Here is a 25,205-nt window from a genome sequence, read left to right as displayed (position 1 = left end):
CTACAGATAAATGCCAGCGCAATGTGGGTAAATGGTGACGTTTATCGCATTTCATCCGGCGCTGCGGTCCCGGTTATACCAAGACCTGACTTCAAAACCGACGCGACAGCGTGCACCAGCCCAAGTCTGGCAATGCTTAATTCTCGGTTCTTATCGTTAACAAATCGTAATTCAGGTAAATCTTTACCTTTATTCCAATGTCCATGGAAGGAACTTGCCAGATCGTAAAGATAAAAAGCGATGCGGTGAGGCTCCTGCGACTGGGCTGCAGCCTCAATGATTCGCGGGAATTCCGCAATCTTTGCGATGAGCTGTAATTCGGTCGGATCGGAGATCGCGCCGCTGACGGCTTTTGCCAGATCGAGCGAGGCAATATCGAGATCGGGGAAGGCTTCCTTGGCCTGCCGGAAAACCGACATGCAGCGCGCATGCGCGTATTGCACGTAGAAGACAGGATTGTCCTTGGACTGCTCGGTCACCTTGGCGAAGTCGAAGTCCAGAGGTTCGGAATTCTTCCGGTACAGCATCATGAAGCGTACAGAATCGCGGCCGACTTCTTCGACCACGTCGCGCAGCGTGACGAAGTCGCCAGAGCGCTTCGACATCTTCACCGGCTCGCCATTACGGAACAACTTGACGAGCTGGCACAGCAGCACCGTCAGTTTCGCCTGACCGTCCGAAACACCACGCGCCACGGCTTCCAGCCGCTTGACGTAGCCGCCATGGTCGGCGCCGAGAATATAGATCATCTCGTTGAAGCCGCGGTCGAACTTGTTCTTGAAGTAGGCGACGTCGGCGGCGAAATAGGTATAGGAGCCATCCGACTTGATCAGCGGACGGTCGATGTCGTCACCCACTTCCGTCGAACGGAACAGGGTCTGCTCACGATCTTCCCAATCTTCCGGCAACTGTCCCTTCGGCGGCGGCAGCGCGCCCTTGTAGACGTATCCCTTGAAGGTCAGGTCGTTGATCGCGGTACGGATCAGGGCGGCACCATTGGCATGCAGCGTCCGCTCGGAGAAGAAGACGTCATGATGGACGTTCAACGCTTCCAGATCGGCACGGATCATCGCCATCATCGCGTCGATGGCGCGTTCCTTGATAATCGGCAGCCATTGATCTTCCGGCATGCCACGCAGCTTGGTGCCGAATTCCTTCGCCAGTGCCTCACCGACCGGAACGAGATAGTCGCCGGGATAGAGACCGGCCGGGATGTCGCCGACCTGCTCGCCAAGCGCCTCGCGGTAACGGAGGAAGACCGACCGCGCCAGCACATCGATCTGCGAGCCGGCGTCGTTGATGTAATATTCCTTGGTAACGTCATAGCCGGCAAAACCGAGCAGATTCGCCAGTGCATCGCCGACGACGGCGCCGCGGCAATGGCCGACATGCATCGGCCCCGTCGGATTGGCGGAGACATATTCGACGTTGACTTTCTGGCCTGCACCAAGGGTCGAGCGTCCGAATTTTTGGCCTTCGGAGATCATCGTCGCCAGCAGGCGCTGCCAATAGCCAACCGAAAGGCGAATATTGATGAAGCCGGGGCCAGCCACCGAAACCTCGGCAACATCGGCATCTTCCTTCAGCTTGCCGATGATGATCTCAGCGAGCGCGCGGGGATTGGTGCCGAGCGGCTTCGACAGCACCATGGCCGCATTGGTGGCGACATCGCCGTGGCTGGGATCTCGCGGCGGCTCCACGCCGATGCGTCCAAAGTCGAGTTCGGATCGCTTTTCCTTCACAATATCAATTTGTTCAAGAGCGCTCTTAATTCTGACTTCGAAATCGGTGAAAAGGTTCATCATAGTGTCCACGCATAGCTTGGGCGGGCCCTGTCGGCCCGACGCCGCCGCTGCCTATCGCAAATCGGGAGTCTGGTCAAACAAACGCCTGTGGGCGCTGATGGCGTAGGTATCGGTCATCCCCGCTAGATAGTCGCCGACATGGCGAGCCTTGGCGGCAACGGCGAGGCCGGCGATATGGTCGACCCAATAATGGCTCTGCATCTCCTGGGGATTGTCCATATAGGCGCGGAACAGATCGGTGACGATCTGTGCTGCGCCGGCGCGGATGCGCATAATATCCGGATGGCGGTAGATACGTTTGAAGAGCATCTGCTTGATCTGCTTGTCCGTCTCGGCCATTTCCGGAGAGAAGGTGGCGATGATGCGGCCAGCAGCGCGGATATCGGCAACGTTGCTCGGCCTGATCTCGCCCAGCGCTTTTTGCGCAACGGAGATCACATCCTCCACCATGCGGGTGATCTGCCGGCGCATGATCTCATGCGTGAAGCGACTCGGCTCCAGATGCGGATAAAGCGCCCTCACCTCGGCCATCAGCGCCGAAAGAAATGGAATCTCCTCCAGCATCTCGAAATTCAGATAGCCGGAGCGCAGGCCGTCATCGATGTCATGGGTATTGTAAGCGATGTCGTCAGCGATTGCCGCCACCTGCGCCTCAAGGCTCGCAAAGGTCGCAATCTCCAGATCGTGGATTTCGCAATAGTCGAGGATCGGCTGCGGCACGGGGCCGCGCGTGCCCTTGCCATCTGATGTCAGCAGCGGACCGTTGTGCTTGACCAGCCCCTCCAACGTTTCCCAGGTGAGATTCAAACCATCGAATTCGGCATAACGCCGCTCGAGCTTCGTCACAATGCGCAGCGATTGCGCGTTGTGATCGAAGCCGCCATAGGGCAGCAGCACCTCATGCAGCGCGTCTTCACCGGTGTGGCCGAAGGGGGTGTGGCCGAAATCGTGGACGAGCGCCACGCCTTCGGCAAGATCCTCGTCGAGCTTCAGGGCGCGCGCCAAGGCGCGGGCGATCTGCGCCACCTCGATCGTGTGCGTCAGGCGCGTACGATAGTGATCGCCATCCTGCGCGATAAAAACCTGCGTCTTGTGCTTCAGCCGTCGGAAAGCGGTGGTATGCACGATGCGATCGCGGTCGCGTTGGAAATCGGAGCGCGTCGGGCTCGATCCCTCTTCATAAAGCCGTCCACGCGATTCCCGGGGATCGGTCGCATAGATAGCCCGCTCACCATAACCGAAACCCAATGCATGCCTGTCGATCGTCATTATCCATCCATTCCGGCGTTAGAGCGCCCGCGCTTTCGATTGAACGCGTGAAAGTCGCCCCATTCCTTCCAATCCAGAGCATCTTCTCCGCATTTTGATGATGCCATTCAAACGCGGGATGCTCTGGCCCATTGACGCCGCTTCACGGCCTTCATACCTATACCAAAGAAAAACAGCAAAATGGCACATGGCTCAACCATGAAACCATAGCTGTCAACGGCCGCACTTTCATGATAAAGGCTATGGATATCAGCCGTTTGAAAGGCGGACGGCTCATTGGTTCTCTCCGGATCTTGACCCCGGCAGGAGGAAGGCATGACTGAGACGAGTGTAACCCTATCGGATGCAGCGGCAAAGCGAATCGCCGCCATCGTCAGCGCCGAAACCGGCAAGCGAGCGCTTCGCGTCGCCGTCGAAGGCGGCGGCTGCTCCGGCTTCTCCTACAAATTCGATCTTGCCGACGGACCGCAAGAAGATGATATCGTTGTCGAAAAGGGCAACGCTACGGTACTGATCGACCAATTGTCGCTGGTCTATATGGCCGGCTCCGAGATCGATTTCGTCGATAATCTGCTCGGTCAGTCCTTTCAGATCAAGAATCCGAATGCGGTCGCAAGCTGCGGCTGCGGCACGAGTTTTTCGATCTGACTCTGCTGATTTTTCCACAGATTGATTGCCGGTCGGAAGCTGTTGCTTACGGCCGGTTTTCATTTGGACGGGTGGCCAAGGTCGTTTGCTGCGGATAAAAGAAAAACCGAAGCAGAGGAGCCGTCCCTTCATGAAGATCGCCACCTGGAACATCAACGGCGTCAAGGCGCGTATCGAGAACCTGTGCCAGTGGCTGAAGGACTCCGATCCCGATATCGTTTGCCTGCAGGAGATCAAGACGGTCGACGAAGGCTTTCCGCGCTTTGAGATTGAAGCGCTGGGCTATCACGCCGAGACGCATGGGCAGAAGGGTTTCAACGGCGTGGCGATCCTGTCCAAGATGAAGCCCGACGAAGTGACGCGCGGCCTGCCTGGCGATGACGCCGATGAGCAGTCCCGCTTCATCGAAGCGGTGTTCTCTGTGCCGGGGCATGGCGCGCTTCGTGTCTGCTGCCTGTATCTACCGAACGGCAATCCCATCGATACGGAAAAATATCCCTACAAGCTCGCGTGGATGGAACGCCTGCGGAAATTCGCCGTCGGTCGGCTGGAGCTTGAGGAGCCGATCATCCTCGCCGGCGACTACAACGTCATCCCGGAACCGCATGATTGTTTCGATCCGAAAGTCTGGGAAAACGATGCGCTGTTCCTGCCGCAAACCCGCCAGGCTTTCCGCCAGCTCGAGCATCTCGGCTTCACCGATGCGGTGCGCGCCACGACGGACGCGACCAAGCTTTATTCCTTCTGGGATTACCAGGCGGGCGCCTGGCCGAAGAACAACGGCATTCGCATCGATCACCTAATGCTTTCGCCGGAAGCGGCCGATCGCCTGACGTCGGCTGCAATCGAAAAGCACGTGCGTGCCTGGGAAAAGCCGTCGGACCACGTTCCCGTCATTGCGCATTTCGATTTTCAAGGCTGAGATCGGGGATTATTCGGCGCCGGCGACGTCCAGTTGATGCGCCATGGAAACGGCGACGCGACGGTCGTCTTCGCTGGCTATCGAGAAGGCCTGCTCCTGCAGGTCTTGCATCCATGGACAATCCTTCGGCTTGCACTTTTCGAGCGCCGCCGTCATGAAGGCGAGGCCGCGCACTGACTGGCCTTCCTGGAAGAGAATATTGCCAAAGACGGACATTGCGCCGGGATGGCCGCTCTTACGGGCCTGGTTCAGCCACTTCTTGGCCTGCTGCACATTGGCCGAGCCGCCCTCACCTGCCAGCATCATCTGCGCGAGCTGAAACTGCGCCTCGGGAACGCCGAAGGTCGATGCGACCTGGAAATAGAGCTGGCGCGCCTGATTGAGGTCGACCTTGACCGGGCTGTTTGCAATGCCGGTCTTGTAGTAATTGGCGAGCGCAAGCAGTGCGTTGATGAAGAAGCCGGTATCTTCGGAGCCGGGCTCTACACCCTGCTGGGCGATCTCGCTATAGATCTTGAAGGCTTCGAAATCGTCCTGGGTCACGCCATCGCCGTCGGCATACATATTGGCCAGCGCCCAACGCGAGCCAGTGTGCCCCTTCTCGGCGGCGTAACGATAGGCTTCGACCGCCTCTTCCTTCTGGCCATTCTTGTAGGCCCGGAAGCCGAATTTGAAGAGATCGAAGGGCCCCGATTCCTTTGTGACACCCGCATTGATATCGAATGCCAGGGCCTGGCCTGCGAGTGCCACAGAGGTGGCAAGCGACAGGCTGAGCATCATCATTCTCGCTGATATGAACTCGGACTTAAACATAACAGTCGATTTCTTTCGCTCCATTCGCATCCGCTGCGGTGATCCCATCTGCACCGTAAGGCCTGCGAATGTATTCCCTACCGGCGCGCAAACCAGCGAGATCCCCTTTTGAGGAGGTCTGCAGGACACCAGCCCAACGCCGTTCGCCACATTTCCGAGCGTAGTCTGAAATTATGTCCAAACGAGCATCCACGCTGACGCGGTCACATGTCGCCCTTGAAACAGCCCGCCGCTTCGCTGTCCAAAGAGAGAGATTTACGATCGAACGGGTGTATGATTCCTTCGGGAAATAATGCGTTTCCGGCTGCGTCGTGAACGTCACCGTTCCGATCCCGAATTGCTCTTTTTTCCGAAGTGTAAACTGACCCATCAACCGTTTACGCACTTTCTACTAAGGCCTTCCCCTGTGCCCGTATAATCGCTGCTCCCCATTTGTGGCGGGAAATGGACAAATTGGGCGCCGGATACACGCCCGTAATCTGTTGAAATAAAGTGTTGCTGATTCGTCACAAAGAGTTTGCCGATCTTGAGGTTTCGTTAACCACGAAACGCTAGGTGAGACGGTTTTGCCGGTCGGATCTGAAAACGGCTTGGCGCCAAACTTGGAATTAAAACGCCGCGAGACCAAAAAGGGCTCGCGGCGCGGGAATCGCTTGAAGCGGCGAGGACGAGACCTCGAAAGCTGCTTCAGTTCAATGATTTATGCTTAGAATCTAACCTTCATCGACGTCGACAATGCCGCGACGAGATCATTGCCGTAGCTGTAGGTCGCGTCATTGCCGTAGGTGATGCCGTTGGAGGTGATGGTGCCGGATTTGCCGCTGGTCAGCAGGCCCAGCGCGCCGGCGAAGGTGAACTCGACATGTTCGGTCGGCTTGTAGGAAAGACCAGCACCGAGCGTCCAAGTATCCGAGCTCAAGCCATAACCCTGGCTTGTGCCGCGATCCCAGCTCAAGCTGAGCGCGCCGCTCCATTGGTCATTGAACTTATGACCAATGCCGCCGGTGACCGTCCAGCCATCCTGGTAAAGCAGATCGAGCGAGGTGAGCTCGGTCGCGCCGCCCGTATGGCAGGATATGCCACGCGTGGAGGTCGGGCAAAGCGCGATGCTCTGCAGAACGCTCCAGTTGGTCCACTTGACCGAACCGAAGGCCAGCCAGTCCGGCGCGATGCCGCTCTGCACCTTCCATTCCAAGGAGTCCGGTGCATCGGCCGAACCGAAGACGGACGTGGCTTTGCCGAAGAACGCGCGGACCGGCGGCAGTTCCGTCAGATCGACGGTGCCCTTGAGGTTATCGTATTTGACCCGGCTGTTGTAAACGAGGCTGGTACGGAGGGCATATTCGGGGATCTCATAGGCAAGACCGGCGCGCCAGCCCCAGCCATGACCGTCGACATCCAGCGAGCCGACACCGTCATAGACGGCGGAAAACGGAGCGGGAACGACGGAGACCAGACGGGACTTGTAGCCGCTGACTTCCTGATAGAAACCGCCGCCGATCAGGCGTAGCTGACCCGGACCCGCATCGAACTTGTAAGAGCAGGTCGCCGCATAATTGTGCGTACGCACCTTGGTCTCGATTTCATTGTTGGCGCCGGCCCAGTTCAGACCCGGATTGGTGTGTGCGCCGAACGGCTCGGAGTAATCGGCCATGCAGTCGATGTCATCGGTAATGCCGATCTTGAAGCCGATATAAGGCACCGCAAAATTCTCGCCGGCATCGACCGAATGCGGACGGCCATTGAGGTTGCCATCGGTCGGATCGATGTCCTTTGCATTCTTCAGCTTACGGTCGGGCATCACATAGGTCACGCCGGACTCGAAAACGTAACGTCCCTTATCGAAAAGTAAGTCAATATCGTAGCCGGCGCGATCAAGCCCGCCCGCAAAAGCGGCGCTGGCGAATGACGAGCCGATAATGAATGCAAATGCGCCCCTCAGCGCAATACGAAATGCCATTGTGTCTCCCCCGATTTCGTATTCATTAATCCGATTGTTGCGACGATCACCCGAATTGGCAATGCGGCGCCGGCAATCCACAATGTTGTGAGATATTGATTGACTTACGTAAGAAAGTGATCTGCACGCCCAATCATAGCCAAGTTTAGGCATTTTTTGCTTCTCTAATCTCTATAATGGGCCCCGGTTAGATTTTCATTCCACACTGCAACAATTCTGTTACAATCTGACAACAGTCCGGCTTTTCAATAAACCCTACCAATTTAGGGGTAACCTTTCTTGCCTGTGCGAAGCTGGAGCGTCTTGAAAAGCGACACATTTTTCTGACGCTTGCCATCGAATCAGCCGCGCAAAGAAAAAGGGCACGCTGCCTTCGCTGCGTACCCTTACATTCAGATTGTTACAGCTTCTTCAGCCGGCTTCGCTGACCCGGTCAAGCGCAACCTTGAGGCTCGAAAGTTGGCCTTCGAGTTCGCCCAAGCGCTCGCGCTCGGCGGCGACGACATCCGGGTTAGCATTGGCGACGAACTTCTCGTTCGAGAGCTTGCCGACGATGCGGGCCATTTCCTGTTCGTTTTTGGCGATCCCCTTTTCGAGACGCGCCTTTTCGGCAGCGAGGTCGATGAGGTTACCGAGCGGCAGGCAGGCTGTCGCTTCGCCGACGATGATCTGCGCCGCACCCTTCGGCGCGGTGTCGGAGAGCGAAATCTTCTCGACACGCGCCAGCCGCTTGATCGCCGCGTCATGGCGGAACAGGCGTTCGCGCGTCAGGCTGTTGGCGCCGACGAGCACCAGCGGCGCGGTGGCGGCCGGCGGCACGTTCATTTCCGAGCGTACGGAGCGCAAACCTGAGACGAGATCGATCAACCAGTTGATCTCATCGGCAGCGACATCGTCGGCATAGGAGGGCGCCGGCCAGTCCGCATGGCAGATCAGGCCATGGCGTTCCCTGCCCTCGCCTGCCGTATGCGCCCACAGCTCTTCGGTCATGAAGGGCATGAAGGGATGCAGCAGCTTATAGGTCTCTTCCAGAACGTAGGCGGCGCAGGATTGCGCCTCCGCCTTGGCGTTCTCGTCGTCACCGCTGAACACGGGCTTCAAGAGTTCGAGATACCAGTCGCAGAACTGGTTCCAGATGAAGCGATAGAGCGAGCCGGCGGCATCATTGAAACGATAGGCCTCCAACGCTTCGGTAACATCACGCTCAGTGCGGGCAAGCTCCGTCAGGATCCAGCGGTTGACAGTGAGTTCGGCTGCTTCCGGGACAAAATGCGGATCACTCTTCGCGCCGTTCATCTCGGCAAAGCGCGTAGCGTTCCAAAGCTTGGTGCCGAAATTACGGTAGCCGGCGATGCGGGCCGGATCGAGCTTCACGTCGCGACCCTGCGCCGCCATGATCGCCAGCGTAAAGCGCAGGGAATCGGCGCCGTACTGGTCGATCAGTTCGAGCGGATCGATGACGTTGCCCTTGGACTTCGACATCTTCTGCCCGTTCTTATCGCGCACTAGGGCGTGAACATAGACCGTGTGGAAAGGCTCGACGGGCTCGCCGTTTTCGTCCTGCATGAAATGCAGGCCCATCATCATCATGCGGGCAACCCAGAAGAAGATGATGTCGAAGCCGGTGACCAGCACATTGGTCGGATAGTAGCGCTCCAGTTCCGGCGTCTCATCCGGCCAGCCGAGCGTCGAGAACGGCCAGAGCGCCGAGGAGAACCAGGTATCGAGCACGTCTTCGTCACGCGTCAGGATTTCGCCCGGCCTGAAGTTTTCCAGCAAGTCCTCGACATAGGCCTTCATCGGCCCTTCATGCGAAAGATAATGCTGGATGGCGGCCTGCAGCGCCTCTTCTTCCGTCTTCTCGACGAAGACCTGACCGTCCGGACCATACCATGCCGGGATCTGGTGGCCCCACCAGAGCTGTCGGGAAATGCACCAGGGCTGGATGTTCTCCATCCAGTCGTAATAGGTCTTGTCCCAGCTCTTCGGAACGAGCTTGGTGCGGCCTTCGCGAACGGAGGCGATTGCCGGTTCGGCAAGCGTCTTGGCATCGACATACCATTGTTCGGTCAAGCGCGGTTCGATCGGCACACCACCACGGTCACCATGCGGGATGGTATGCTTGTGCGGCTCGATCTTATCGAGCAGACCAGCCTCTTCGAAGATGCGGACGATGATCTTGCGGGCTTCGAAACGATCCTTACCCTCAAGCTCATCCCAGGCGCCATGCAACGCCGCCGGATTGTCGACACCTTCGAGGAAATCCTCGTTATCCTTGATGGTGATATGGGCATCGGCTGTCAGGATATTGACGACGCGCAGGCCGCGACGCCGGCCGACGTCGAAGTCGTTAAAATCATGCGCCGGCGTCATCTTGACGGCGCCGGTACCCGCGGTCGGATCCGGATATTCGTCGGCAACGATCGGAATGCGCCGGCCGACGATCGGCAGGATAACATGCTTGCCGACGATCGCCTTGTAGCGCTCGTCACTCGGATGAACGGCGACGCCGGTATCGCCGAGCATGGTCTCCGGGCGGGTGGTGGCGACAACGAGATAGTCGCGCGTTTCCCATTCCGTCGGCTTGCCACTTTCATCGAAAGCGATCGGATGTTGATAGGTGACGCCTTCTTCGAGCGGATAGCGCAGATGCCAGAGATGGCCGTTGACCTCATGCTGCTCGACTTCGATATCCGAAATCGCCGTCAGCATTTTTGGATCCCAGTTGACCAGCCGCTTGTCGCGATAGATCAGTCCTTCCTTGTAGAGCGTGACGAAGACTTCGAGAACAGCCTTGGACAGGCCCTCGTCCATTGTGAAGCGTTCGCGCGACCAATCGCAGGAAGCGCCCAGGCGCTTCAACTGGTTGAAGATCAGGCCGCCCGATTCCGCCTTCCATTCCCAGACTTTTTCGATGAAGGCGTCACGACCCATGTCGCGGCGGCCGGGCTGCTGCCTCTCCATCAACTGGCGTTCGACAACCATCTGCGTGGCAATGCCGGCATGGTCCATGCCCGGCTGCCAGAGCACATCCTTGCCGCGCATGCGCTCGAACCGCACCATAATGTCCTGCAGCGTGTTGTTCAGCGCATGGCCCATGTGCAGCGAACCGGTGACATTCGGCGGCGGGATGACGATGGTGAAGCTTTCCGCGCCGGGCTTGGCGTTCGCACCAGCGCGAAAGGCGTCGGCCTCATCCCATTTCTGGGCGATCTTCGGTTCGACGGCGGCGGAATCATAGGTCTTGTCGAGCATTTGGGGACCGGATCTGGAGGGTTCGGTGATGCGGGTTGTAAATAGGATGGTCGCGGGCAAGTCAATAAAAAAGCCGCCCCGGAAGCCGGAGCGGCGGATCGTCTACCCGGGGCTCAGGCTGTCAGCGACGCGGGCCGCGGGCCACTCGTTCGATTTCCTCGCGCACGAGACGCTCGACCAGAGTCGGCAGATTATCGTCCAGCCATTCCTGCAGCATCGGCCGCAGCATCTCCTGGGCGATTTCGTCAAGCGACCGGCGCTCGCTGCCGTCGATGGCAGCCGCGAGCTCGCCGAAGGAACGGGCAACCTGCGCACCGGCCGCTTCCGACATCAACGAGGATGTAAGCTCAGCCTGCACTTGCGGCAGGTAGCGATCCGCGGCTGTCGTAGATGGCGGCTGATTGAAAACCGGCATCTCAACTGAAGCGGCCGCAGTAGGAGCAATGGCAGCAGCCTTGCGCTCTTCGATCGACTCAGGCTGTGGTTCGATCTTGGCTGGTGCAACCACAGCTTCGGCGAGAAGGGCAGCGGCGGGCGGGGCCACGACCGGCGAGGTCACTGCCGGTGCAGGCGCTTCGGCGATCGCGCTACGCAAGGGCACGTCGGCGACCGGATCGACACGCGGCTCGGCAAGACGCGCGGCCATGGCCGGCGGCAATTCGCGCGGTTGCGGCGTTTCGCGCGCCGAATTCAGTTGTGCGGCATTGCGCTCGGAAGCGGCACGAACGCGCGCGGCGACATCGGCGAGCGACATGGTGCGGGCGGGCGCTTCCGGCTCGCGCATCGGAATCTGCGAATTGGCGGCGACAAAACGCGGCTCGGGGACAGCGGCTGCGGCCGACGGCACGTCATCCATTTCGGCAGCAGCAAATTGATCATCGACCGTCAGGTGGATATCGTCATCCTGCTCATCATCGGCAAGGGTATAAACAGCAGGCAGAGACGGCGAAATGGATTTGCCGGCGCCGGGCTCGTTGTTCTCGATGATCCGGCGGATCGACGCCAGAATCTCTTCCATGGACGGTTCACGCACTACACTTGGCTGAGCCATATTCATCCCCGTTTTCCCAGACAACGACCGGATTCCCGCCAAAGCAGCGCCCGAATCAGCGCCAGCGTAGAATACTACCCTTGGGAAAAAAATCACCGCGATAGCACTAAGCCACCTGATGCACAGTTTTGTTACGGTGGCTGCGAATCACCTGATATTGTGGACTTCTCTCTCCAAATGCCCAACGAAAAACGGGCGCCCGAAGCGCCCGTCTCAAAAGGATGGTTCAACCGCTTAAGCGGTCAGAATACGAATGCCTTGGCCTTGGCAAAGCCCGGCAGCGGTTTGACCGAAGCGTTGAAGAAGACGTTTTCGGAAAGGGCGCCACGCTCGCGTATGAAGACGGTGGCGCGCGCGGCGTGGCCATAGCCGAGGACGACGATCAACCGGCCACCTTCGCCAAGCTGGTCAAGAAGCACCTGCGGCACTTCTTCGACCGAACCATCGACGAAAATCACGTCATAGGGACCGCTGCCGGCATGGCCCTTTTCCAACTCGCCGGTAACGACGGTCACGTTTGCCTGACCGAGCGCGGCGAGATTGGCCTTGGCTTCTGCAGCCAGCGCCTCATCGGATTCAAGTGCGACAACGGTGCCTGCAAGGATCGACAGGAGTGCCGAGACGTAACCCGTGCCGCAGCCGACATCGATAACCTTGTCTTCCTTGGTGATTTCACCGAGCTGCAGCAGCTTTGCCAGCGGCGAGGCTTCCATCAGGAAACGCGCCGGCTTGCCGGAAGCTGCGGGGCTGACCTCAATGTCATTGTCGATGTAGGCCAGGAGCTTCGACTTCTCCGGCACGAAATTCTCGCGCGGTACCGTCAAAAACGCGTTCAACACGGAATGGGAGGTGACATCCGTCGTGCGGATCTGGTTCTCGACCATTTTCACGCGTGCTGCTTCGAAATCCATCATATCCTCTCGCGCCCAAAGGCAAAGCCGGGGTTGCTGTATGCTCAGCGTGTCTTAATCGCGTGCGGCTACGCTTTCAAGGCATCGCAGCGTCGGGCGCAGAGATTCATGGCATGGCGTCGCGGCGCAACAACAGGCGTTCCCTATTGTGCCAGTCAAATCGATGCCTCAACCCGAAGCCAATGGACGCTAAAGCAGGAACAAACTGCCACATCTTCCAAAAGGCGGGCCGAAATCAACCAATTAGAGATGAGATAGGAGAAGGATGGAGGCCTCGCCCGGAATCGAACCGGGATTCAAGGATTTGCAGTCCTCTGCGTAACCACTCCGCCACGAGGCCATCCGATTTGTAAAGGCGAGTGATGGCGGGCGTTTAGAACGAATCTTATTGGAGCGCAAGACCTATCGCGGCTGATGATCAAATAACTTGATTTCCAGCCTATGAACTCGGCAAGGCGCGGCAAAGCTTAACGATTTATTAAGCACCAACTAAACCTCCGAAGGCCGCCAATTGGCGGATTGCGTCATTTTTGCAACAAGATTCTTTTTCGAGTAGCGTGCGAATAGTTCGTCAGTCTTAGTATCTTGTCAAATCATTGAGACGGGTTCAGGAAATAGTTCGCGAGGCTTATTACTTCGCACCTACTGATAGGGAACATGAACGGGATGGGGTTGGGCACGTCGTCTTTTCGGCGCGATATCTCATGCCCAATCAGGAAAAGATTGGAGTTATTATGAACATCAAGAGCCTTCTTCTCGGCTCCGCTGCCGCGCTTGCAGCAGCATCCGGCGCTCACGCGGCCGACGCCATTGTCGCCGCCGAGCCGGAGCCCCTCGAATACGTTCGCATCTGCGACGCATACGGTGCAGGCTACTTCTTCATTCCGGGCACCGAAACCTGCCTCAAGGTTGGCGGCAAGGTTCGTACGGAAGGTGAGTGGTACAACGCTTACAACCGTGACAGCCACCAGGGCACGCTCTGGCACACCCGCGCCGAGCTGAACGTCGATACCGCGACCGACACCGAATACGGTCCATTGAAGACAGAAACCATCGTTCGCTGGGACTGGAACGACGGCAACTCCACCAGCACCAACCTGCTGTGGTCCTACATCAGCCTCGGTGGCTTCACCGTCGGTAAGAAGGACTCGGCCTACAACCTCTACATCGGTTACGCCGGCGACGTCATCAACGACGATGTGATCTATGACGGTCCGTACGAACTGAACCAGTTGACCTACAACTATGACGCCGGCAACGGCTTCACGGCGGTCATCTCGCTCGAAGATTCCAATTCCAGCGGCTCGGGCGCTTCTTACGGCGCAAGCTGGTGGACGGATGACAAGGCCGATCACTACGCGCCGGACGTCGTGGCCGGTGCTGGTTACAAAGCCGGTGCATGGTCCTTCAAGGTTGTCGGCGGTTATGACTCGATCGTCGAAGAAGGTGCTGTCAAGGCCCGCGTCGATGCGGACTTCGGTGCATTTTCGGCTTTCTTGATGGGCGGCTGGAACACCGACGGCGACAAGCTCAACAAGTATGCCGGTACCAACCAGGATATCTCCGCTTGCACGGCGCCGAACGGCACTGTGAACGAATCCAAATGCGGTTGGGGTGATTGGGCTGTTTGGGGTGGCGTTGGCGTTCCGATCAACGACAAGCTGAAGTGGAACGTGCAGCTTGCCTACACTGACTCGAAGATCTTCGAAGCGACCTCGAACCTCAAGTTCAATCCGGTCAAGGATCTGCTGATCGAGCCGGAAGTGACTTACGTTCACTATGATTATGCCAAGGACGATACCGTCTCCGGCATCCTCCGCTTCGAGCGCAACTTCTGACCTGATCTGAATTGACCTCCGATCAGAGAAGAGAGGGGCCTAGCTTTCCCTGCTAGGCCCCTTTTCTATGCCGATCGCCTCCCGAATATATAACCTCGGCCCCACCTGATCCCCCACCGGGACAGCGGAAGACACTACTTTCGGCAGGCGGCATTCTTATTGCCACCACTATACCACACGTTGCAATTGACACTCAGGTAACTTAAAGGGGAACTTTGCGGCCATCGCAGCGTTAAGTCCTGAAGGGACGTTGGTCCAAACAAGGAGTCGATGCTTTGAGACACTTCGCTTCGATAGCCCTGGCAGCCTCACTTGCTATGGGAACAGTGCTGGCCGCCGCGGTTCCGGCAACGGCAATGCCGTTGACAAGCTCGCCCTCGCCTAGCCTTTCCAGCGTCATTCTGGTTCAGGAGCGCGGATCCCGACGAAACCAGGATTGGTACGATGGGCGATATTGGCGTGATCGCCACTACCACCACCGCTACTGGCGCGATAGCCGCTGGGATCGCCGCCGTTACTATGATGATGATGACTGGCGATATCGCCGCTACCATCACCGGCACCACGGAGGCATCTACTTCGAATTCCGGTAATCCATAGCGACAAGTGCCGAATTCGTTACGCGTCAAAGCGGCGGATGCGATTGCCGCAAAGAGCGGATGCTTGTGCCCATATCCCAAAAACATTCCGGCCGTTGCCGACGATATATGCGGCAACGGCCGGGCCTATTTTTCTGGCGCTAACGGCCGGCAGTTCGAAGCAGCGACAGGATCAACGGCAGACGCGTTCCTTGCGGACAACCCAATGGCCATGAACATGGTGCCGTACGGTCTTCACAACGCAATGATGGTGATGATGATCGTCGACATGCACGATCGTGGCCGCCTCAGACTGCGTGCTGATGCCGACGAAGGAAGCTAGGGCAACGGCGGAAGCAAGAATCAGGTTTTTCATTTCGAACCTCTAAAGCATTTGGGGGAATATGCTGCGCGATAGGCGCACGACGTTTTTGCGCCCGTTCAGATTAACGCTACATGAATGTATCCTCACATTTTCGAGAGCAGCCGAACCTGCGGGAAGAGTGCGTGAGAACGCCACGCTGGGCGCGAAGAGAAAGCCGCGACAGCCCGTTTCAGCCCAGGCTATCACCGGCCACGCGCCGCATGATTTCTTCTGATCGATGATCCTGTTCCGTCGCCTGCTTCATGGCTTCGCTACGCTCGTGATCGAGCGGTTTGGCGACAGATTGGGCGACCCGAGCGGAAAGGCCGCGCTCCATTAAAACAGAAAGGCCGAGCGATGCCTCGCGCCGGCCTTTCATGCTCCAGTTCGACACTGCCGGTACCTCCGCGGTCAGCGATCGAAATGGTCCATGAACTAGAATATGGCGCGGCTGCAAAATTCTGCAATAGGTAAATCGGAGTAGGACAACCGTCCGAGCGCTCGGCTAATACGCCTAGCTCGATAGCGATTCAGCTAAACCAGGCCGGACCTCGCTCCGCCCGTCTCGGGGCAGCGCGGAAGCTGATGACGAGGAAGCACTTAATCTTTCGAGGAAAAACAATCGCTTAGCGAAAGAACCATTAGAATAAAATTAGGAGCCGGTTCAATCAAGAACCGGCTCCTACAATAAAGTCAGCTACTAAGCTGAATAAACTGGCTCCCCGGGCCGGATTCGAACCGGCGACCTGTCGATTAACAGTCGAATGCTCTACCGCTGAGCTACCAGGGAATACCGCTTGGCGCGGTGTGAGCGGGGTAATACAAATGCTTTCCCGATTTGCCAAGCGGTTTTTTCAAAAAAATCCATTTCCCTTGTATTATTTCGTCGCCTTACCATTTCCTGTGGATGACCGATCAAGCCAGAACCAAAGAAAAGACCGATCGCAACGGCAACGGAAAGGCGCGGCGTTTCGGAATAGATCATACCACACATGAGCTCGTCCTTGGCTCAATTCGTATTCCGCTTCCGCAATCGAGGCTTGCCCGGCTTGGCATCGGCCTTGCGTTGATCCTCGGCGGCCTTCTCGGCTTCCTACCCATCCTCGGCTTTTGGATGCTGCCGCTTGGCTTCATCCTGTTGTCACATGATCTGCCGCTCGTAAGGCGGTGGCGACGACGCCTTGCCGTGTGGTGGACAAAACGGCGGCGCCCGACGGATTGATGTCCGTCGCCTATTTGGCGTGCAAAGCCCTCGCAGGATTGCCTATCACGGTCGTACCTGCCGCGACATCCTTGGTAACGACGGCGCCTGCTCCGACGATCGCTCCATCGCCGATGGTTACCCCGCCGAGGATGATGGCGCCGCCGCCGATCCAGACATCCCGGCCGATCTCAACCGGCCGCGTGATTTCCAACCCTGCGCGCCGCTGCACCGGATCCTTGTGGTGCTCGGCACAATATATGTGAACACCCGGCCCCAGCATACTGCCGCCGCCGATGCGCACCGGGGCGTTATCGAGAATAGTGCATCCGGCATTGAAATAGACGCGCGGGCCGAGCGAGATGTTCATGCCATAGGAGCAATGAAACGGCGCTTCGATGAACACGCCCTCGCCCACATCGGCAAACAGCATGGACAGCGCGGGACCAATACCGCCGCGCTCACCCGGCGGCATGGTGTTATGCTGATGCACAGCCTCCCGGGCAAGTGCGCGCAGGGCATCAAGTTCCGGATCGAGGCAGCGATACCATTCTCCCGCCGCCATCTTCTGTCGCTCGCTTCTGCCCATTGATCCGCTCCCCCGACGCCTCCGTCACCATATCGGGGTGATCATGCACACGATCCAGGCGGGCGGCAAGGGGAGCTCACGGCTCAGTCTGCGCCCCTCAATATCCTGCAATCAGCAGCGTCAAAGGGCCGAGCGCCATTAAGGTGAGCGCCGCCATGATCAGAAGCAGCTCCCTCATTATATATCGTTCCATTCTGATGAGGCGCGGGGATCTGCGACCCATGCGCGACTCCTCTCCATATCAAAATATTAGATGCACCTTATGCGATACATAAGACGCCGTCTTCCCCTCCTAAAGGATTAATCCGCGATAGCCCTTTAAAAGCGTTCGCAAAGGCGCAAAACTGCCGGCGGACGAGAGGTTTCCGCCCACAACAAACTGTCACACAGCTTGTCTATAACGCCACTGCCGCGAACTTGCGCAAGGCCCACCGGTTCCGCGCTTTCAAAAGGAAATAGGGATATGTCCAAATTTTATAACTGCATTTCGGCGGCTGCCGCCGGCGTCATGAGCTTAGCGCTGGCCCTGCCGGCTGCTGCTGCTCCGATCAAGTTCGATTTCTGGTTCGGCCTGTCCGGCGACCTGGAGCGTGTTGTTCAGACCCTGTGCACGAACTTCAACAATTCGCAGACCGATTATCAGGTCGTCTGCACCGGCCAGGGCAACTACGACGCCGCTCTGCAAAACACCATTGCCGCCTTCCGTGCTGGCAAGCAGCCGGCCATCGTGCAGGTTTATGACGTCGGCACCGCAACCATGATGCTTTCCGGCGCCTATTATCCGGTCGGCAAGCTGATGTCGGAAAACGGCTACAAGGTTAAGTGGGACGACTATTTCCCCGGCATCGCTCGCTACTACGCCACCTCGAAGGGCGAGCTGCTTTCCTTCCCGTTCAACTCTTCGACCGCCCTGCTCTACTGGAACAAGGACGCCTTCGCAAAGATCGGCAAGACCGCCGCTCCGAAGACCTGGGAAGAAGCCGCCGACGACGTGAAGGCGCTGAAGGGCGCTGGCTATGATTGCCCGATGGCCATCAACATCTCCGGCAACGAGAGCTGGCAGTTGATGGAACAGTTCTCGGCCATCCACAACGAGCCGGTCGCTACCCAGAACAACGGCTATGACGGCCTCGACGCCCGCCTGACCGTCAACAAGACAAAGTTCGTCAAGTACGTCACCGACCTCAAGAGCTGGTACGACGCCGGCCTCATCAAGATCAAGTCGAAGGATCTCGGCCAGGATATGGTCCAGGCCTTTGCAGCGGGCGATTGCCAGATGATCATGACCTCGGTCGGCGACCATGGCACGGTCGGCAAGACGCAGAAGGCCGGCATGAACTGGGATGTTGCCGAGCTTCCGGTTTACGCCGGTACTGAGCGCAAGAATTCGCTCGTCGGCGGCGCTTCGCTCTGGGTTCTCTCCGGCAAGTCGTCTGACGAATACAAGGGCGCTGCAGCGTTCCTCGACTTCATCGGCAAGCCCGAAACCGCTCTGTTCTGGTCCACCAACACCGGCTACATCCCGGTCAAGAAGTCTGGCTTCGACTTCATGAAGTCCTCCGGCTTCTACGACAAGGCTCCCTATAAGGGCCGCGAAGTCGCCATCGCCAGCTTGACCGCTTCCGAGCCAACCCCGATCACCCGCGGCGTCCGCCTCGGCAACTTCACGCAGATCCGTGCTGAATTCGGCAACCAGATGCAGGCCATCTTCGCCAACAAGGTCAGCGTCCAGGAAGGCATCGACAACCTCGTCAAGAACGGCAATGCTGTTCTCGATCGCTTCGAAGCCACCTACAAGGGCAAGCAACTGCCGTAAGCAGTTCGCCCGTGAATAGACGACGTCCGCCGGGCTTTCCCGGCGGACGTTCGTTATGACCGCGAATGGCATTAGAATATCCCGCTTTCAGTTGGAATCATCTGAAACGGACGAGGTATTCTCGATTCAAACGGTAGAGCGTCCTGTGTGCGTTCAGACGACCGCACGGCGCTCGGGGGTCCAAGCCGGAAGAAGCAATGGAAAAGCGTACGACTTTCAGCAAGTGGAGCGTCGGCATCCTGTTCGCAGTGCCGCAACTCCTCCTCATCTTCACCTTCTTCTATTGGCCCGCCGGCCAGGCGATCTTCTGGTCGCTGACGCTGCAGCAACCCTGGGGCGGCGGCAATATCTGGGTCGGACTCGACAACTTCAAATCCATTCTCGCCAATGCCGATTACTGGAATTCGGTGACGATCAGCATCATCTTCGCGGCGATCAGCACCAGCATTTCCATGGGGGTCGCGCTGATACTGGCCGCTCTCACGGACCGGCAGCTCAAAGGTTCGAAATTCTACCGCGTCGTACTTATCTGGCCCTATGGCATCGCGGCTCCCGCTTCGGCGATGGCCTTTCGCTTCATCTTGGCGCCCGAAGCCGGCTTCATGTCCGTTGTCAACCATTATTGGCCGGGCTTTTGGGACCCGGGCCTCGACGGCACTGCCGCCATGGCCTCCATCATTGCCGCCTTCTCGTGGAAATATACCGGCTACAGCTTCATCTTCTTCCTTGCCGCCTTCCAGGCCATTCCGCGCTCATTGATCGAAGCAGCGGCAATGGACGGCTCGGGCGTGATCCGGCGCTTCTGGGACATTCAGTTCCCCATGATCACGCCGACGATCTTCTTCCTGCTGGTGATCAACATCACCGAAAGTTTCCAGGACTCCTACGGCATCGTCGACATCATGACATCCGGCGGCCCGCACAATTCCACGAACCTCATGGTCTACAAAATCGTCTTCGACGGCTTCAGAGGTCTCGACTATTCCGGCGCGGCGGCGCAGAGCATCATCCTGATGCTGCTGATCATCGTGCTCACCATCTTCCAATTCCGCTTCATCGAGCGGCGCGTGCATTACCGTTGAGGCTGACATGGTCGAGCGCACCCCAATTCTCAATTTCTTCACCCATGTGATCCTGTTCCTCGGCTTCATAGTGGCGGTAGGACCGCTGGCCATCGTCGCGATTGCCGCATCTCACAACCTTTCCGAGGTTAACCAGGTGCCGATGTCGTTGGTCCCCGGCACCGATTTCTGGATCAATATCAAGACGGCGTGGACCACGGCCAATCTCGGCCCCAAGCTGCTGAACAGCCTGATCTTCGCGGGCGGCGTCGCGGCGGGCAAGGTGATCGTTTCGGCGCTGACAGCTTTTTCGCTTGTCTATTTCCGGTATCCTGGCCGCGGCTTCATCTTCTGGCTGATTTTCGTCACGCTGATGCTGCCGCTCGAAGTGCGTATCGTACCGACCTATGCGGTCGCCGCCAACGTATTGTCGCCCTACCAGGCGATCCTCGACGTTACCGGCATCACCTGGCTCATCGAAAGGATTTCTGGCATTCAGGTCTCGCTGGATCTGGGGCTGCTCAATTCCTACCCCGGCTTGATCCTGCCGCTGGTCGCGACGGCGACCGGTACTTTCCTCTACCGTCAGTTCTTCCTGACGATACCCGATGAGCTGACCGAGGCCGCGCGCATGGACGGCGCCGGATCGCTGCGCTTCTTCATCGACATCCTGCTGCCGCTGTCGCGCACCAACATGGCCGCGCTCGGCACCATCATGTTCCTCTGGGCCTGGAACCAATACCTGTGGCCGCTGCTCGTCACCACGGATCCGTCGCATGCAACCGCCGTGACCGAGCTCAAGCAGCTCATCCCGAACGTAGGCGGTCTTCCCGAGTGGCACATCGCCATGGCCGGCACGCTGATCGTCATGGTGCCGCCTCTCGCCGTCGTCGTGCTGATGCAGCGCTGGGTCGTTCGCGGAGTGATCGCCACCGAGAAGTGATTGGATTGCCTGCCGCGCTTCCCCGGGGAATGCGGCAGACTTTCGAGGCCGGATCATTGCGGCGATAGTGGCGCGTGACAGAACCGGACGTCGTCGCGATATTGCGACGTCGATGGAATGTGCTCCCGCCGATCAGGACAGAGCCAGCTTCGGGCCACAGCAACTGCCTTTGGCCCAGGCAATAAAAAGCCCGGAAATCGGTAGGGATTTCCGGGCACTCTTGCTGAAAATTGATGTCTGAAAATTAGTTTGCGGCAACCTTGAGGGGTGTGACGGAGGCAATGGTATCGAGCCGCAGGCCGGTGTCCTGGGCGAAGAGATGCGTATGCTGCTGAGGAAGCTCCAGGCCGACGCTGTCGCCCGTCTGTCCCGTGGTATGGTCCGCAACGGCAACGGCGAAGTTGGAGCCGTTGATGTCGCAATGGATGACGCGGCCGGCGCCGAGTTCTTCGACGAAATCCACCGTGGCGGGAACGGCACCCGGCGTGCCGGCCGGCACGAGACGCGCATGTTCCGGGCGGATGCCGAGCGTGACCGGCTGGCCGGCATGACGCTTGCCTATATTGGCGTCGACAGCGATCGGCAGGCCATCAAAGATAAATTGCTCGCCATTTGCCGCGAAGGAGCCCTCAAGGAAATTCATTGCCGGCGAACCGATGAAGGAACCGACGAAACGGGTGCGCGGCGTATTGTAGACCTCGAGCGGCGTGCCGACCTGCTCGACATTGCCCTTGTACATGACCACCAGCTTGTCAGCGAGCGTCATGGCCTCAACCTGATCGTGGGTGACGAAAACCGAGGTGGCCGCCAGGCGCTTGTGCAGGCGGCGAATTTCGACACGCATCTGCACGCGCAGCTTGGCATCGAGATTGGAGAGCGGTTCGTCGAAGAGGAAGACTTTCGGTTCGCGGATGATGGCGCGGCCCATGGCGACGCGCTGGCGCTGGCCGCCTGAAAGCTCTGATGGTTTGCGGGCGAGGAAATCTTCGAGACCGACGATGCGGGCCGTTTCCTTGATGCGACGGTCACGTTCCTCGCGCGGTACACCGGCCACCTTGAGCGCGTAGCCCATGTTGGCGGCGACATCCATGTGCGGATAAAGCGCGTAGTTCTGGAAGACCATGGCGCAGCCGCGCTCGCGGGGCTCGAGCTGATTGACGACCTTGCCGTCGATGATGATTTCGCCCGAGGTGATATCCTCAAGGCCGGCGATCATGCGCAGCAGGGTGGATTTGCCGCAGCCGGAAGGGCCGAGAATGACGACGAATTCGCCGGAGCGGAAGTTCAGATCGACGCCATGCACGACCTGATTGCGTCCATAGGCCTTGCGAACTTGCTCGATCCGGATCTCTGCCATCTTGCGCTTTCCTGCCTGTCAATTCTGGGGCCTTAAGTTCGCTGGACTGCTAGCGAACTTGCATTACAAAAAGGTGACAAGGGCCCCGTTATATCACAGGCGGCATCGAGATTCCCTCACAAGAGTTATGTGCGCTATTCACCATGAAATGTGCGGGTGGCGGAACTATTGTGCTGACGGCTTCGTATATTGGTTCCGGCAGCGAAGAAGCATGTAAGGAAGAGGAAGCCTGGTCAAAGGCAAGGACGATGACGACCACGAAAAATGAGCCCAATCCCGTGCTGCTGTGGTTTCGCAAGGATCTCCGCCTCGACGACAATCACGCCCTGCAAGCCGCCGCAACATCCGACCGTCCGGTCATTCCGGTCTACATTCGTGAGCGCGGAGAAAAGGCTAGCGGGCCGCTGGGCGCAGCGCAGGAGTGGTGGCTGCATCATTCGCTGGTCGCACTACAGAAAGCTCTGCATGCCCTTGGCAGCAAGCTCATCCTCCGACAAGGCGATGCGCAGACAGTACTTGAAAAACTTCTTGCGGAGACCGGGGCTGAAGCCGTCGTCTGGAACCGGCGGTATGATCCCGCCGGCATAGCGGTCGACACGCAAGTTAAACGGGCGCTGCGAGACAACGGCATCGAGGCCAATAGTTTTGCGGGCCAGTTGCTCCATGAGCCAACGCGCCTGCGCTCGGGCACCGGCAATCACTACAAGAGCTATACGCCGTTCTGGCGCGCACTGGAGCAGTCCGGCGAGCAGCCGTTTCCTATCGTGGCTCCCGAACAGCTCCCGGCTCCCGGCCATTGGCCTCATTCGAATTCGCTCGACTCCTGGTCGCTACTTCCCAGCAAGCCGAACTGGGCGTCGGATTTTCCCGACATATGGACACCGGGCGAAGCTGCCGCGCATGAGAAGCTGGAGAATTTCGTGGAGACCGCGCTCGACGGCTACGCGGTCGATCGCGATTTCCCGGACAAGCCGGCAACTTCCCTGCTTTCGCCACATCTGGCACTCGGAGAAATCTCGCCTGCCCGCATTTGGCATGCGACGCGAGCGCTGGCCGGTAAGGTGCGCACGGACGACATCGTTCGCTTTCGAAAGGAGCTTGTCTGGCGAGAATTCTGCTATCACCAGCTCTTCCACTTTCCGAAGCTGAACTCAGTCAACTGGAACGAGCGTTACGACGATTTTCCCTGGCATGCGGATGTCAAGCTTTTCGATAGCTGGCGTCGCGGCCAAACAGGATATCCGATCGTCGATGCCGGTATGCGGCAGCTTTGGCGTCACGGCTGGATGCACAATCGCGTCCGCATGATCACGGCCTCGTTCCTGATCAAGGATCTGTTGATCGACTGGCGGGAGGGCGAAGCCTGGTTTCGCGATACGCTCGTCGACGCCGATCCAGCGGCCAATGCTGCGAACTGGCAATGGGTCGCGGGCTCCGGCGCCGATGCCTCACCTTTCTTCCGCATCTTCAACCCGGTGTTACAGGGCGAGAAATTCGATCCGGATGGCGGCTATATCAGGGCGTTCGTACCCGAGCTGGCCGATCTCGACAGCCAATATACCCATCGCCCATTCGAAGCGCCGGCCGACGTGCTAAAACGTGCAGGCATACAACTCGGCAAGGACTATCCTCTCCCGATCGTCGATCATGCCGCCGCGCGGCAACGCGCGCTCGACGCGCACGCATCGCTGAAAAATGATGGATAAGACCTTATTCGGCAGGGTGCGGAGTCGCACGCGTCCCCATCGACCGGCCGTTGCGGCCGCTTCCGAGAAAATATCTGAGAACGCGGAAATAGAGGCTGTAGGGCAAAAACTTCAAAAGCTTTGCCCGGAAGACCAGGCGCTTCGGGAAGCTGATCTCGAAAGCCGATGATTTCAATCCGGCTGATATCGCGTCAGCCGCCTGCTGTGCCGACACCATATCCGGCATCTCGAATTTGTTTTGCGCAGTCATTGGCGTATCGACATAACCGGGGGTGACGAGCTGGATGTGAATTCCCATGCGCTCGAGCTCGAAGTTCAGGCTTTCGGCCATGTTGATAAGGGCAGCCTTGCTCGCGCCATATGCGGCGCCACCAGGCAGGCCGCCATAGCCAGCAACGGACGACACGAAGGCAACCTGGCCATATCCCCGGGCGCGCATATGCCGGACCGCCGGCACGAGGCAGTTGACGACGCCATGGAGATTGACGGCAAAACTGCGCTCGAACACCTCATGATTGAGATCTTCGCCTCGCGCCGGCAAATAGATGCCGGCGTTCAGAACCGCCAAGGCGACGGGGCCGTGTTGATATTCGATTGCAGCAACCGTGTGCTCCATATCCTCGGCATCGGTCACGTCGCCGTCCAGCACCACGATGCTGCCGGCAAGAGCGCCTGCCTCGGCCTGTAGAGCCAAGAGTTTTTCGTGGCTGCGCGCCGTAACGGCCACCTTGTATCCTTCTTCCGCCAGTTTCAGCGCGAGAGCGCGGCCGACGCCGGAACTGGCGCCGGTGATCCAGACGACTCCATGTTCAGGACGTGCGATGAACGGGCTCATGGTTCTTCTCCTTGGCTGGCGGTCGTCTACATCAAACGCTTAGCCGCGACCGACCGTGGCATTTTAGCAATAGCGTATCATTGTGGCCGCTTTCGGCCGGTTTAGCGGCTCCGCGCGGAAAACAATGTCACCAATTGGAGACTAGGCACCCCATGAAAGACTTAGGCAAACGAATGCTGCCAAGTCGAATTTTGCGGCTTGAACAAGCAGCAAGGAACAGAATTTCTTGCCTATGCCGCCTTGTGAAGGGAAAAGACCGTTCTTACAGTAGTCCTGAACAGAA

Annotated in this window: 22 protein-coding genes and 2 tRNA genes; 9 read left to right on the top strand and 15 right to left on the bottom strand. The window is 58.4% G+C overall.

Annotated features, from left to right (window positions below):
• Nucleotides 1–41 precede the first annotated feature (41 nt).
• Together argS and PH547_RS00505 are read right to left on the bottom strand one after the other, a co-directional pair.
• A complete protein-coding gene (gene argS / locus PH547_RS00510; protein WP_285167101.1) occupies nt 42–1,802 on the bottom strand; it encodes an arginine--tRNA ligase in 1,761 nt (586 codons plus the stop codon).
• 54 nt (nt 1,803–1,856) lie between these two features.
• On the bottom strand, nt 1,857–3,074 hold the full coding sequence (locus PH547_RS00505; protein ID WP_104822922.1) for a deoxyguanosinetriphosphate triphosphohydrolase: 1,218 nt from the start codon (nt 3,072–3,074) through the stop codon (nt 1,857–1,859).
• A 315-nt stretch (nt 3,075–3,389) separates the two neighbouring features.
• Between PH547_RS00505 and erpA the strand changes: the two genes are divergently transcribed.
• Both erpA and xth read left to right on the top strand, forming a co-directional pair.
• Nucleotides 3,390–3,722, top strand: coding sequence for an iron-sulfur cluster insertion protein ErpA (gene erpA / locus PH547_RS00500; RefSeq protein WP_104822921.1), 333 nt, complete (start codon nt 3,390–3,392; stop codon nt 3,720–3,722).
• Nucleotides 3,723–3,852: 130 nt separating this feature from the next.
• Nucleotides 3,853–4,644 (top strand): exodeoxyribonuclease III, encoded by a 792-nt coding sequence (gene xth, locus PH547_RS00495; RefSeq protein ID WP_104822920.1) that lies wholly within the window; start codon nt 3,853–3,855, stop codon nt 4,642–4,644.
• A gap of 9 nt (nt 4,645–4,653) precedes the next feature.
• Here xth and exoR read toward each other — a convergent pair whose 3' ends face one another.
• The 6 genes from exoR to PH547_RS00465 form a co-directional block, all read right to left on the bottom strand.
• A complete protein-coding gene (gene exoR / locus PH547_RS00490; RefSeq protein ID WP_104822919.1) occupies nt 4,654–5,457 on the bottom strand; it encodes an exopolysaccharide production regulator ExoR in 804 nt (267 codons plus the stop codon).
• A 706-nt stretch (nt 5,458–6,163) separates the two neighbouring features.
• A complete protein-coding gene (locus PH547_RS00485; RefSeq protein ID WP_104822918.1) occupies nt 6,164–7,417 on the bottom strand; it encodes an OmpP1/FadL family transporter in 1,254 nt (417 codons plus the stop codon).
• A 411-nt stretch (nt 7,418–7,828) separates the two neighbouring features.
• On the bottom strand, nt 7,829–10,672 hold the full coding sequence (locus tag PH547_RS00480) for a valine--tRNA ligase (RefSeq protein WP_104822917.1): 2,844 nt from the start codon (nt 10,670–10,672) through the stop codon (nt 7,829–7,831).
• Nucleotides 10,673–10,793: 121 nt separating this feature from the next.
• The gene (locus PH547_RS00475) at nt 10,794–11,723 is read right to left on the bottom strand and encodes a DUF2497 domain-containing protein (protein WP_104825080.1); all 930 of its coding nucleotides are present in this window, start codon (nt 11,721–11,723) and stop codon (nt 10,794–10,796) included.
• 242 nt (nt 11,724–11,965) lie between these two features.
• Nucleotides 11,966–12,637, bottom strand: a complete 672-nt coding sequence (locus PH547_RS00470; protein ID WP_199773543.1) for a protein-L-isoaspartate O-methyltransferase family protein — start codon at nt 12,635–12,637, stop codon at nt 11,966–11,968.
• 263 nt (nt 12,638–12,900) lie between these two features.
• Nucleotides 12,901–12,974, bottom strand: a tRNA-Cys gene (locus PH547_RS00465).
• A gap of 394 nt (nt 12,975–13,368) precedes the next feature.
• On the opposite strand from PH547_RS00465, the gene PH547_RS00460 reads away from it, so the two are divergent.
• Together PH547_RS00460 and PH547_RS00455 are read left to right on the top strand one after the other, a co-directional pair.
• Nucleotides 13,369–14,472, top strand: coding sequence for a porin (locus PH547_RS00460; RefSeq protein WP_104822916.1), 1,104 nt, complete (start codon nt 13,369–13,371; stop codon nt 14,470–14,472).
• Between the two features lie 275 nt (nt 14,473–14,747).
• Nucleotides 14,748–15,065 carry a hypothetical protein gene (locus PH547_RS00455; RefSeq protein ID WP_104822915.1) on the top strand — a complete coding sequence of 106 codons (318 nt, stop codon included), beginning with the start codon at nt 14,748–14,750 and terminating at the stop codon, nt 15,063–15,065.
• A gap of 178 nt (nt 15,066–15,243) precedes the next feature.
• Here the strand turns inward: PH547_RS00455 and PH547_RS00450 are convergent, their stop codons facing one another.
• The 4 genes from PH547_RS00450 to PH547_RS00435 all read right to left on the bottom strand — a co-directional run bounded on the left by PH547_RS00450 (nt 15,244) and on the right by PH547_RS00435 (nt 16,408).
• Nucleotides 15,244–15,426 (bottom strand): hypothetical protein, encoded by a 183-nt coding sequence (locus tag PH547_RS00450; protein ID WP_104822914.1) that lies wholly within the window; start codon nt 15,424–15,426, stop codon nt 15,244–15,246.
• Between the two features lie 178 nt (nt 15,427–15,604).
• Nucleotides 15,605–15,793 (bottom strand): hypothetical protein, encoded by a 189-nt coding sequence (locus PH547_RS00445; RefSeq protein ID WP_104822913.1) that lies wholly within the window; start codon nt 15,791–15,793, stop codon nt 15,605–15,607.
• A 336-nt stretch (nt 15,794–16,129) separates the two neighbouring features.
• Nucleotides 16,130–16,204 (bottom strand) — tRNA-Asn (locus PH547_RS00440).
• Nucleotides 16,184–16,408, bottom strand: a complete 225-nt coding sequence (locus PH547_RS00435; RefSeq protein ID WP_285167506.1) for a hypothetical protein — start codon at nt 16,406–16,408, stop codon at nt 16,184–16,186. Before PH547_RS00435 ends, PH547_RS00440 begins: the two co-directional genes overlap by 21 nt.
• Between PH547_RS00435 and PH547_RS00430 the strand changes: the two genes are divergently transcribed.
• Nucleotides 16,322–16,636, top strand: a complete 315-nt coding sequence (locus PH547_RS00430; RefSeq protein ID WP_104822912.1) for a hypothetical protein — start codon at nt 16,322–16,324, stop codon at nt 16,634–16,636. The two genes, PH547_RS00435 and PH547_RS00430, sit on opposite strands and share 87 nt — an antisense overlap.
• 10 nt (nt 16,637–16,646) lie before the next feature.
• Here PH547_RS00430 and PH547_RS00425 read toward each other — a convergent pair whose 3' ends face one another.
• Nucleotides 16,647–17,204: a sugar O-acetyltransferase gene (locus tag PH547_RS00425; protein ID WP_104822911.1), complete on the bottom strand. Its 558-nt coding sequence runs from the start codon at nt 17,202–17,204 to the stop codon at nt 16,647–16,649.
• Nucleotides 17,205–17,667: 463 nt separating this feature from the next.
• On the opposite strand from PH547_RS00425, the gene PH547_RS00420 reads away from it, so the two are divergent.
• The 3 genes from PH547_RS00420 (at nt 17,668) to PH547_RS00410 (ending at nt 21,024) form a co-directional block, all read left to right on the top strand.
• Nucleotides 17,668–19,020, top strand: a complete 1,353-nt coding sequence (locus tag PH547_RS00420; RefSeq protein ID WP_285167097.1) for an extracellular solute-binding protein — start codon at nt 17,668–17,670, stop codon at nt 19,018–19,020.
• Between the two features lie 197 nt (nt 19,021–19,217).
• Nucleotides 19,218–20,102 (top strand): carbohydrate ABC transporter permease, encoded by an 885-nt coding sequence (locus tag PH547_RS00415; RefSeq protein ID WP_104822909.1) that lies wholly within the window; start codon nt 19,218–19,220, stop codon nt 20,100–20,102.
• A gap of 7 nt (nt 20,103–20,109) precedes the next feature.
• A complete protein-coding gene (locus PH547_RS00410; protein ID WP_104822908.1) occupies nt 20,110–21,024 on the top strand; it encodes an ABC transporter permease subunit in 915 nt (304 codons plus the stop codon).
• Between the two features lie 244 nt (nt 21,025–21,268).
• Here PH547_RS00410 and PH547_RS00405 read toward each other — a convergent pair whose 3' ends face one another.
• On the bottom strand, nt 21,269–22,381 hold the full coding sequence (locus tag PH547_RS00405) for a sn-glycerol-3-phosphate import ATP-binding protein UgpC (RefSeq protein WP_104822907.1): 1,113 nt from the start codon (nt 22,379–22,381) through the stop codon (nt 21,269–21,271).
• Between the two features lie 248 nt (nt 22,382–22,629).
• On the opposite strand from PH547_RS00405, the gene PH547_RS00400 reads away from it, so the two are divergent.
• Nucleotides 22,630–24,087: a cryptochrome/photolyase family protein gene (locus tag PH547_RS00400; protein WP_104825078.1), complete on the top strand. Its 1,458-nt coding sequence runs from the start codon at nt 22,630–22,632 to the stop codon at nt 24,085–24,087.
• A gap of 4 nt (nt 24,088–24,091) precedes the next feature.
• On the opposite strand, the gene PH547_RS00395 is transcribed toward PH547_RS00400, so the two are convergent.
• Complete coding sequence (locus PH547_RS00395; protein ID WP_283050153.1) at nt 24,092–24,922, bottom strand: SDR family NAD(P)-dependent oxidoreductase; 831 nt, start codon at nt 24,920–24,922, stop codon at nt 24,092–24,094.
• Nucleotides 24,923–25,205: the final 283 nt, after the last annotated feature.

Source organism: Rhizobium cerradonense (assembly GCF_030182455.1).
GTDB lineage: Bacteria > Pseudomonadota > Alphaproteobacteria > Rhizobiales > Rhizobiaceae > Rhizobium.
The sequence above is the reverse complement of the archived record's forward strand: the minus strand, read 5'-3'. Positions and strand labels throughout refer to the sequence as shown.

Coding starts and splice junctions, on each gene's coding strand:
- PH547_RS00415 (WP_104822909.1), top strand. CDS start 19,218: ATGGAAAAGCGTACGACTTTCAGCAAGTGGAGCGTCGGCATCCTGTTC.
- PH547_RS00410 (WP_104822908.1), top strand. CDS start 20,110: ATGGTCGAGCGCACCCCAATTCTCAATTTCTTCACCCATGTGATCCTG.
- PH547_RS00505 (WP_104822922.1), bottom strand. CDS start 3,074: ATGACGATCGACAGGCATGCATTGGGTTTCGGTTATGGTGAGCGGGCT.
- xth (WP_104822920.1), top strand. CDS start 3,853: ATGAAGATCGCCACCTGGAACATCAACGGCGTCAAGGCGCGTATCGAG.
- PH547_RS00485 (WP_104822918.1), bottom strand. CDS start 7,417: ATGGCATTTCGTATTGCGCTGAGGGGCGCATTTGCATTCATTATCGGC.
- PH547_RS00420 (WP_285167097.1), top strand. CDS start 17,668: ATGTCCAAATTTTATAACTGCATTTCGGCGGCTGCCGCCGGCGTCATG.
- PH547_RS00450 (WP_104822914.1), bottom strand. CDS start 15,426: ATGAAAAACCTGATTCTTGCTTCCGCCGTTGCCCTAGCTTCCTTCGTC.
- argS (WP_285167101.1), bottom strand. CDS start 1,802: ATGAACCTTTTCACCGATTTCGAAGTCAGAATTAAGAGCGCTCTTGAA.
- PH547_RS00430 (WP_104822912.1), top strand. CDS start 16,322: ATGACCGATCAAGCCAGAACCAAAGAAAAGACCGATCGCAACGGCAAC.
- PH547_RS00445 (WP_104822913.1), bottom strand. CDS start 15,793: ATGAAAGGCCGGCGCGAGGCATCGCTCGGCCTTTCTGTTTTAATGGAG.
- PH547_RS00395 (WP_283050153.1), bottom strand. CDS start 24,922: ATGAGCCCGTTCATCGCACGTCCTGAACATGGAGTCGTCTGGATCACC.
- PH547_RS00405 (WP_104822907.1), bottom strand. CDS start 22,381: ATGGCAGAGATCCGGATCGAGCAAGTTCGCAAGGCCTATGGACGCAAT.
- exoR (WP_104822919.1), bottom strand. CDS start 5,457: ATGTTTAAGTCCGAGTTCATATCAGCGAGAATGATGATGCTCAGCCTG.
- PH547_RS00475 (WP_104825080.1), bottom strand. CDS start 11,723: ATGGCTCAGCCAAGTGTAGTGCGTGAACCGTCCATGGAAGAGATTCTG.
- PH547_RS00470 (WP_199773543.1), bottom strand. CDS start 12,637: ATGATGGATTTCGAAGCAGCACGCGTGAAAATGGTCGAGAACCAGATC.
- PH547_RS00400 (WP_104825078.1), top strand. CDS start 22,630: ATGACGACCACGAAAAATGAGCCCAATCCCGTGCTGCTGTGGTTTCGC.
- PH547_RS00480 (WP_104822917.1), bottom strand. CDS start 10,672: ATGCTCGACAAGACCTATGATTCCGCCGCCGTCGAACCGAAGATCGCC.
- PH547_RS00460 (WP_104822916.1), top strand. CDS start 13,369: ATGAACATCAAGAGCCTTCTTCTCGGCTCCGCTGCCGCGCTTGCAGCA.
- PH547_RS00435 (WP_285167506.1), bottom strand. CDS start 16,408: ATGTGTGGTATGATCTATTCCGAAACGCCGCGCCTTTCCGTTGCCGTT.
- PH547_RS00425 (WP_104822911.1), bottom strand. CDS start 17,204: ATGGGCAGAAGCGAGCGACAGAAGATGGCGGCGGGAGAATGGTATCGC.
- erpA (WP_104822921.1), top strand. CDS start 3,390: ATGACTGAGACGAGTGTAACCCTATCGGATGCAGCGGCAAAGCGAATC.